Annotated in this window: 12 protein-coding genes; 7 read left to right on the top strand and 5 right to left on the bottom strand. The window is 41.2% G+C overall.

All coding sequences use genetic code 11. The features are described from left to right. The coding region (locus tag A3756_RS12870; RefSeq protein WP_068553635.1) for an integron integrase at window positions 1–972 on the bottom strand (972 nt) is incomplete at its 3' end. A 302-nt stretch (window positions 973–1,274) separates the two neighbouring features. On the opposite strand from A3756_RS12870, the gene A3756_RS12865 reads away from it, so the two are divergent. The 4 genes from A3756_RS12865 to A3756_RS12850 all read left to right on the top strand — a co-directional run bounded on the left by A3756_RS12865 (window position 1,275) and on the right by A3756_RS12850 (window position 4,687). Then, complete coding sequence (locus A3756_RS12865) at window positions 1,275–2,921, top strand: lipoprotein (RefSeq protein WP_156506216.1); 1,647 nt, start codon at window positions 1,275–1,277, stop codon at window positions 2,919–2,921. Window positions 2,922–3,021: 100 nt separating this feature from the next. Further along, on the top strand, window positions 3,022–3,483 hold the full coding sequence (locus A3756_RS12860) for a hypothetical protein (RefSeq protein ID WP_068553633.1): 462 nt from the start codon (window positions 3,022–3,024) through the stop codon (window positions 3,481–3,483). A 117-nt stretch (window positions 3,484–3,600) separates the two neighbouring features. After that, entirely contained in the window at window positions 3,601–4,197 is a 597-nt protein-coding gene (locus A3756_RS12855) for a hypothetical protein (protein ID WP_068553632.1), read from the top strand. 1 nt (window position 4,198) lies between these two features. Continuing rightward, window positions 4,199–4,687 carry a hypothetical protein gene (locus A3756_RS12850; protein ID WP_068553631.1) on the top strand — a complete coding sequence of 163 codons (489 nt, stop codon included), beginning with the start codon at window positions 4,199–4,201 and terminating at the stop codon, window positions 4,685–4,687. Between the two features lie 801 nt (window positions 4,688–5,488). On the opposite strand, the gene A3756_RS12845 is transcribed toward A3756_RS12850, so the two are convergent. Together A3756_RS12845 and A3756_RS12840 are read right to left on the bottom strand one after the other, a co-directional pair. Next, a complete protein-coding gene (locus A3756_RS12845) occupies window positions 5,489–5,890 on the bottom strand; it encodes a PIN domain nuclease (protein ID WP_068511100.1) in 402 nt (133 codons plus the stop codon). Continuing rightward, on the bottom strand, window positions 5,887–6,081 hold the full coding sequence (locus tag A3756_RS12840; RefSeq protein WP_068553630.1) for a type II toxin-antitoxin system VapB family antitoxin: 195 nt from the start codon (window positions 6,079–6,081) through the stop codon (window positions 5,887–5,889). The genes A3756_RS12845 and A3756_RS12840 overlap by 4 nt, the downstream gene beginning before the upstream one ends. A 172-nt stretch (window positions 6,082–6,253) precedes the next feature. On the opposite strand from A3756_RS12840, the gene A3756_RS12835 reads away from it, so the two are divergent. Beyond that, window positions 6,254–6,661, top strand: a complete 408-nt coding sequence (locus A3756_RS12835; protein WP_068553629.1) for a hypothetical protein — start codon at window positions 6,254–6,256, stop codon at window positions 6,659–6,661. Between the two features lie 105 nt (window positions 6,662–6,766). Then, entirely contained in the window at window positions 6,767–7,087 is a 321-nt protein-coding gene (locus A3756_RS12830) for a hypothetical protein (RefSeq protein ID WP_068552933.1), read from the top strand. Between the two features lie 78 nt (window positions 7,088–7,165). Here A3756_RS12830 and A3756_RS12825 read toward each other — a convergent pair whose 3' ends face one another. Together A3756_RS12825 and A3756_RS12820 are read right to left on the bottom strand one after the other, a co-directional pair. Then, window positions 7,166–7,567, bottom strand: coding sequence for a type II toxin-antitoxin system VapC family toxin (locus tag A3756_RS12825; RefSeq protein WP_068511203.1), 402 nt, complete (start codon window positions 7,565–7,567; stop codon window positions 7,166–7,168). Then, window positions 7,564–7,806, bottom strand: coding sequence for an Arc family DNA-binding protein (locus tag A3756_RS12820; protein ID WP_068510145.1), 243 nt, complete (start codon window positions 7,804–7,806; stop codon window positions 7,564–7,566). Before A3756_RS12820 ends, A3756_RS12825 begins: the two co-directional genes overlap by 4 nt. Window positions 7,807–7,968: 162 nt before the next feature. Here A3756_RS12820 and A3756_RS12815 point away from each other — a divergent pair, with 162 nt between their 5' ends. After that, window positions 7,969–8,421 (top strand): hypothetical protein, encoded by a 453-nt coding sequence (locus tag A3756_RS12815; RefSeq protein ID WP_068511205.1) that lies wholly within the window; start codon window positions 7,969–7,971, stop codon window positions 8,419–8,421. Window positions 8,422–8,671 lie beyond the last annotated feature (250 nt).

Raw genomic sequence — 8,671 nt, 5'->3', positions numbered from 1 at the left:
CGGACTTACGACACCTCGCTCCTGTATGCCAACAACGTGTGTGTAGATCTGGGTGGTTGAAATATTGGAATGCCCCAACATTTCCTGAATTGCCCTAATGTCTGTTCCCGCTCGTAGTAGGTTGGTAGCAAAACTGTGCCTAAAGGTATGGCAGCCAGCCTTTTTATATATGTTAGCGAGCTTCAAAGCCTCTTTAATCTTCCGTTGAACCGCACGCTCACCTAAATGGTGACGGCGATAAATACCAGCTCGCGGGTCCTTCGAAAGCGAATTCGCCGGAAACACGTATTGCCATGCAGGGGCTGTTGCAGCATTCGGATACTTACGTGCCAAGGCACCCGGAAGATAGACCGCCCCATAGCCCTCTTCAAGATCTTTCGCGTGCAGCGCGAGTGCATAGTCTATTTGAACTTTTAAGGGCTCAATCAAGGACTTGGGAAGCAGCGTGCGCCGCCACTTTAGCCCCTTAGACTCACGCACTATTAGGCAGTTATTTGCAAAGTCGATGTCTTGAACCCGCAAACGAACCGCCTCCATGACCCTAAGGCCAGCCCCATACATCAGCTTTGTTAGCATAAGGTAAACGCCATCTAACTTACCTATTACCGCCAGCGCCTCGGCATGACTAAATACCGTAGGAATTGTTTGCGGCCGGTTGCTCAGCTTGAAATCAAGATCACCTAGCTCAATCTTCAAAAACTTATGGTACATAAAAACCAAGGCATTGAGCGCAGTCTTCTGCGTATTGACCCCGGCGCTCTGATCGAGCGCTAAAGAACTCAGAAACTGATCGACCTCGACAGCCCCCATTTCCTTGGGGTGCCTTTTGTTGTGAAAACGAATAAAACGTATTACCCAATGGCAATAGGTTTTCTCGGTCTTATAGGCCATTTGTTTACTACGAATAAATGCTCGAAACTGATCAATAAAGCGCACGGGCTTTTTAGGGAGAGGTAGTGGTATATCATCCATAAAACTAATCCTTTAGTTTAAGAGTGAGTCAAAATAGCTATGAAAAGCGACCTCCTGTCGTATATCTATAGCTACCGTTAAAATACGGTAAAAGCTATTTAAAAACAAATAATTATGAAGGCTTGTAATAAAAGGATAGGCGACACGAGTCGCACTTTGTAAATTGCAAAAACTTTGGACTTCATCGGACTCCAGAAATGATGTAGGATTCGTGTGATATAGAATTTTTTTAAAAAAGGATATACGACAAATGGATATACGACCTTATGTCGTAGATTCAAATGTTAGCTTTAAAGGTGCATATGCAGAAACAAAAAGGAGAAGAAATGAAGAGGATGTTTTTGGGATTCGGAATCCTAGCAATTTTGTCTGGTTGTGCTTCCAATCCACTTGAAAATCCAACTGCTCAATCTTGTGCAGAATATTACAAGGCCGGAGATAAACAAACCGCAGAGGCTGTATGCGGTAAAATTTCAAGCCGGGGTAATTCTGATGGCTATTATTACCTATCAAAGATTGAACACGATAAGGGCAATGAATTAAAAAGCTTGGGGCTACTTTATAATGCTCGCAGAGCCTATAGTTCCGAATACAAAAAGGCCGAAAATGAGCATCTAGAAAGAGCTCTCTCTGAAAAGAAAAATAAAAATTATGGTCAGGCAAAAGAGATTTTTGAGCTACTGGCCAGTCATAATAATGTCAGATCACAGAGAGAGCTAGGAAATATCTATTATTACGGGCTAGGTGTGGCCGCTAGTACAGATAAAGCCGTATTTTGGTTTAGAAAAGCCTCAACAGCCGGTGATCAATATAGCAAAAATTCTTTAAACACAATCTTTGCTGATGATTATAAAAAAGGCCTTAAGCTTTATGAGAGTAAAAAGTTTTCCGAAGCACTTCAAGTTTGGTTGCCGATTGCCAAAGAGGGGCATTACGATGCCCAAGGTTATCTCGGTGACATATATAGGTTGGGAAAACTTGGAACGCCTGATTATTCTGAGGCTGCAAAATGGTACAACTTAGCTGCAGATCAAGATGGCGCTTATGAAGCATATCAGTTAGCCCTTCTGCTAAAAGATGGTAAAGGGGTATCGAAGAACACGCGAGAAGCCTATAAATATTTTAAGAAAGCTGCTGATAACGGGAAATCAGACGCTTATTTTTACGTGGCTTATTTCTTAAGTGAAGGAGAGGGTGTTAGCAAGGATTTAACTGCGGCTAGGAGTTGGTACGAGAAAGCGCTCTCTGATAAACCCTCAAGTGCCGTTCAGAATAATTTAGCATTAATGTATCAGCGTGGCGAAGGAGGAGAAAAAGACTTAACGAAAGCTAAGGAGTTATTTAAGTTGGCCGCTGATTCTGGCAATGAGTATGCAGTAAACAATCTTAAAACATTGGAAAATATGCTAGCCATTCAGAAAAAACACCCGAATTCTCCGAAGCTATTTGGTATTCATCTCTACGGCGCTACCCGAGATGAAATGCGGTCAGCCATAAAAGAGGCAGGCGCTAGGCCTACTCGAGAGAAATATAGCTATTTTGCAGATAATTATAATTCCAGAAATATCATGCCTGGCTCAACAGAGATGTTAGTTTTCTATTCTCAAGAATCAGATGGAAATGATTATGGTTCATCAGGTGATTATTTGGCACAGATTCAGTATAAATTTCCATCTTCTAATAAGTGGTATATCGATGAAATAAAGGATTTATTATCACAAAAATATGGTTACCCCGATAATTCCTACGGCTCATCAAACTTAGGGGAAGTGACCCACTACTGGTATAAAGATGGTGTGACAATTAAATTAGAACGTGGATGGCCTAATCTGAATTTGTGGCTTTCTTATAACGTATCTGATTTCAAATACAAGATGGACGCGGAAATCGCAGCAGTAAAAAAAGCCAAAAAGATGAAGAAGTATGAAGGTTCTAGTTCCGCATTCTGACCTAGACAAAGCTAACAAAGCGCTGCTAGGGACAAACCTACGCTGCGCTACGGTTTGCCCCAGAGCGCGGCGTTAAGTCTCATAAAGGAAGGTTACTTTAGTGATAAGGATTTTAATATTATTTACCGCACTGATCGTATGCAGCGCAGCTAAAGCCGAAATGTCGGGCTTTGCGCCTCTTGATTTTTTACCTGATGTCGATAGAAATGGTATACGTGATGACATTGATAAACAAATAATTGATCTATATGAAAATGATAAACGCCGCATACACTTGGCTAGTCGCGCTGCTAAATTAATCCAAGAAATCGCGCAAAATGAAGATTCTCCAGATTATGTCCATACTTTGTATCTCGAGTTAGAATCGATCAAAGTTTGCTGGAAAACACTAACTAGCGAATATCTAGAAGTTACTCTTGATCCGTTAGTTTTAAACACTTATGCAGTTTTGTACCCTTATTTATCGGTCCTTGCTGAAGCTATCAGACTGCATGGATCGGCTCGCGATGAGATTATCAATACCGTCTTAAAGCAAAAATATTTCGAGTTTTGCTCATCATGATCAAACTTAACAAGTTTAGCCTGCATCGCCCAAGGACGCCTTGGGCTGGACTCGCTATCGCTCGCCGCAGCTAAAGGCGTTAGAATTTTTAGGCATCATCCACAAAAGGAAGTATTAGTGATTAAAAAAATACGAATATTAATTTTCATTGCTGTTTGTTCTGCTCTTTTACCAGCTTGCGCTCATTTTTCCTCAAGTTCTTTCCAAGAAGAATATGTTCAAGGTGATCAAACTACATTTAACACTGGTGATTCTGTATTTCTTAAGATTAATAGTTATGCCAATTGGTCTGACTATTCAACGGTTAACACGCTAGTTGCAGATGCACTCCAAGAAAGCTTTTCTAAAAAAGGTATAAAAGCAAAATTTCTCTCTGAGAAAGATGAGCTTCCTCAGAGTTATCTTGAAATTGTTTCTATTGTTGATAATACCGCAGGTGATGAAAGTCGTGACTTTGATCCCCTTTCGTATTTATCTGCAGTTTGGTGTGGCTTGTCAGTTTTTGTTCTACCTATGATTAGCACCGATTTCGATGTGCTCGTAAAAATTAACCGATTTGAAAATGGTCAAATTGTGTCTAGCCATTTGTATTCAAGTCATATGTATCAAATGGCTGGGTTTTCTATGATTCCATTTATGAGTTCGGACGATGTTGGAGACGATATTGCCTCTATAGTGGATAATGTTTCTCAGGATTATTTGGAGTTAAATTAAGATGATCAAGCTACTTTCAATAACAATACTCGCTAGCTTGCTTAGTTCGTGTGCCTCTAGCTATTTCAACGTCTCAAAGAATACCCCTAAAAGCGAGTCAGCAATCTTGTATACATACAGTGAAGGACAAAGGGCTGGAACAATTTATACAGTGTTACTTAAGTCAATTAATGGCGAAAAACTTTCTGGAAAGTCTAAACGATGGTTATATGTCAAACCCGGAGAGTATGAAATTGAGGTAACCAGTCACAAGTACAATGAAGGTGCATATATCGCAGGAGCTATTGCAGGAGGTGTTGCTGGCGGAGCCATGGGGGCAAGCGTTGATACTGGTGCCATTGTAGCAAGCTCTGAAGCATACGCAGAAATGGAGCGAACTAGAGTAGAAGATAATAATATCATCGCGCGGCTGGAAGCTGGGAATATATACGTGATCGATCCAGTTATTGAAAACAAGAAAATAAAGTATTTTGAAGTTAAAACGTACTAAATAAAGAAATTCTAACCAAGCGTTCAACCGGACTCGCCTTCGGCTCGCGCGGTTAACGCGGCGTTAAATGTTTTTTTGCCTTAAAGGTTAAGGCTCAATATTCGGCAAGGAATGCACGTTTCTAATCTGGCATCTTTCCGTTTAAATTTTTAGGGTAGGTGGTACGGTTTCCAACTGTTCCGCTCCGCTGTTTAAGCTTCTCAGGTACATTTTAATTTGTAGAGGTTTCGTTGGTGGTGTGTTCCTAGGGAATCCGGTAAAGTCATCAACTCATATATTTTAGTCGCAGGCAGGTACTCAAGTTTCGCCTTCGGCTACACAACGTGGCGTTTGGGTTGTTGGGTGTATCAAAACATCTAACCAGTACATCAAAGATCGCCCAAACAAGTTTGGGCTGGACCGTCGCGACGCGCCGGCCCTTTATGTAAGCGTTAAATGTTTTTTTGCCTTTAGGTTTAAGGCTCAATATTCGGCAAGGAGTGCTCAGTTCTAATCAAGCATTCCACCGTTTAAAATTTTAGGGTGTGTGGCACGGTTTCCAACTGTTCCGTTCTGCTGTTTAAGTTTCTCAGGTACATTTTAATTTGTAGAGGCTTCGTCGGTGGTGTGCTCCTAGGGAATCCGGTAAAGTCGCCATCTATGGTGTTTTTGTCTCAAGGCAAGCACTTAGGTTTTAACGTGGTGTTTGGTTTAGTTGGGTGTTCTAAAACATCTAACCAGTTCATCAAACATCACTCCGGCCACAAAGAGACGTGGCCTGCGTTGGACGCACGATAGAGCTGTGCGCCGTTTATAAAAGCGTTATGTCTTTGAAATGGCTGAAATTAATCCGCAGTGTTCTACAAATGGTTTGAAATCTCTATCGGTAAAAAGAAGCGGCACCTTATTATCTATACAAAAAGTCGCAATAATCACATCCGCTGTTTTCCTTATCGTAATGCCTCGCTTCCTCAGCAATCGATAATAGTCCGAACATTGCAATACCATCCTATGACCAAGCATTTCATATTGGTCTAGTTTCCCAAGTACAGACTTGGTTTTATTGTATTCTTTGTCGCTTTTTATGCCCTGCAATATCTCAAGCAAAATTAAATCGCCTAAAGCAACATTCCCCTTCATTAATTGCCTGTCTAACTCATCGGTATAGGGACTTACTACGCCGTTAAAATAATCAATCCAAACACTTGTGTCAGCAATAATCACTTATCGCCTCGCATTTCGTTTAAATCGCCTTCCCAGTGTATTTTCCCCCTTAAACTACGTACAGCTTGTTGTTCATTTAGCTTAATAAGCAACTTTAAGCCTTCTTCAACAGCATCTTTCTTTGTATGTAAGCCGCTTACCTTTAAAGCATTTGCCATTAGCTCGTCATCAATTACAATGTTGGTTCTCATAAAACACCTATGTGTATAACAAATTAACTAAATACACATTAGCACAATAAATAAACATAACCAAGCGTTCAACAAGGACTCCGTAACAATGTCACCTTTTTCGCGCTACGCGGCAAAAAAGCCGCCATTGTTACTACGCCTGTTAACGCGGCGTTATAACCTAAGGTAGATTATGGAAGACTTCCCGATTCAAGTAATTTCAGCTTCTAAGGCAACAATGAAAGGGGCAAGCGGTGATGTCTCGCTTGAAATTGAGCTGGCTCCGTTTGAACTGAAAATAGATGATTACTCTGAGTCCGTAAAAACCAGCATTAGGCTTGAGGGCATCAAGATACCTATAGCCTCTTCAGAGTTAGAAGGTAGAGAATTCTTATTCCCTACAAACCCTGAAGATGGTTACATCGACGGTTCGGTATATTTCTTTGCTGCTCATAGTCCCGTGGATGTTACAAAAATCACCTTTGGTAAAGCCGAATCAGGGAAGCTTTTGGCAACGATCGAATCTGAATGGATTTTAGAATTTGAACGTACTGGCTATAAGAATTTTAGTCATACTTTTGAGGTGGCAGTTGAGTTATAACAAGTACATGTTGCCTCAGCCACTGCGTGGCTTGGACGGTTTTTCCGCTCGTGCCTCGCTACAAAACCGCCGCAAATGTAAGCGTTATATTTCAGGGAGAATTCAGTGCACGATTTTGTAGGCCGATGGAAAATTAAGTCAATGACAACTTGGCCTCAAGACTACGTTGACCTCGATGAACCCGGTTATTTTGAGTTTACTGAAGATGGATTAGGCCAGTTCGTTTTTGGTGCTGTAAAAGGGTGGCTCGATGTTAGGGTATCTCACCGAACACCTTATCTTGAGTTTAGCTGGCAAGGCACTTGCGAGGGTGATGACCTTTGTGGTCGGGGTAAAATTGAATTTCCTACTCCTTTACAAGGTGACGGTGAAATTTATATTCATTGTGGTGACGAGTCAGGGTTCATCATTGAAAGAAAAATATAACCAGGCCAGCCAACATCGCCCACAAAGGGCCGTGGGCTGGACTCGCTTCGCTCGCCGTTGCTGGCGGCGTTAAAATTTCTAAGCAACGTACTCTCTGGCAGATATCGCTATGTCTGGAAATTGCTTTAGTATTTTTTTGTCAGCAGTCACTAGTTTGCAGTTTTGGCTCTTTGCCAAGCAAATAAACTCAGAGTCATAAGCAGAACAACCTGATTCATTTGCAGTATTTAATACTTCGAAAGAATTTACGGTATATTCATTGTCTTTGAGTAAATTCTCAGCTTGTTGTTGTATTTCTAAGGCATCCTCCATAGAAATAAGCTCTTTTCTAAGGTACAAAGCTAAGATGTTTCGTAACTCACTGCGCCATAATATAGGGGCAATCCAATCTGGGTCTTTCAATAGCAAGGCTTCTACGTATTCGCTATAGTCAGAGGGTAAATATAAGTAAGCTATTGTATTAGTGTCAGCTACAATCATTCTCTGCCTTCAGCTTTGGCTTTAGTTAAATCTTCCTCAGTAACTTTCAAACCTTTTAGTTTTTGCCTCATTGTTCGTGCATTCATTAAAAGTTGGTCTTTATCTATTTTTTGTGGTCTCAAAACCTTCTCTAGGCATACAATAAGCTCACTATTTATACTTCTGTGGTGTGCTTCAGCAGATTGTTTTAGCTGGCTGTATAAAATGTCTGGTATATTCTTCACTGTAATTGCGGGCATAAAAAACACTCATGGTTGCAATATGGTTTCATTATGGTTGCATAAATAAATGATTTTAACAAGCGCCTCCAACGGACAAATTTTTCTGTCACCACTTTTGCGCTGCGCGGCAAAACTGCCGCCAGCAAAATTTGCTCGTTGAGGCGGGCGTTAGGCAATAAAATGAATTTGGAATCTCACACTAAATATTTTCTTACCTTAGACGGTAAGGAATTAGAATTTGAGAACTTCTCCGAGACAAGAGAAGCACTGCGGAATGCGCTAAATTCGAAATCAGGAAAGATATTGCTGGCAGCTGACGATGGTTTAAGGCCTTGGTGGCAAAGATTCATTTTTGGTGCCAGAAACTATATTCGTGTTTACTTCGCTCTAGAATGGAGTGACGAAATATCTGGCCTCATATTTTATGATGAAAATGCTAGTGAATTTCGTGCTTTAAGTGATTCTCGAAATGAAAATATTTCAGTAGCTGATCGAAAGGAAATCTCTTTCGGAGAGAGTGAGCCACTGCACGAAAAGTACTGTATTGCTACAGATATTGCGAAGAGTTCAATTGTTGAGTTTCTAGAAAAAGAAGAGCGTCCTGAATGGCATAATTACGAATTTGTGCGATGATCTGCCTAACAAAAAGTTGGTGGTTCAGCCCCTGCGGGGCTTGGACGCTTTCAGCGCCCCACAACAAAAGCGTTGGTATGACTCCCCACGTCAAGAGGCCGGCACAAAATCCTGCCGGAACCTCGGCCAGAGCCTTTCTTTTTAATTAACATTCTTCCCGTTAGGGAAGCGTCAACGCATCAGATGAAGCAAGTAATTTCGACGGTGATCATGCTGGTATTCGTGGGTTGCTAACGCGACGCGTTAACCT

The organism is Oleiphilus sp. HI0086, from assembly GCF_001635225.1.
The sequence above is the reverse complement of the archived record's forward strand: the minus strand, read 5'-3'. Positions and strand labels throughout refer to the sequence as shown.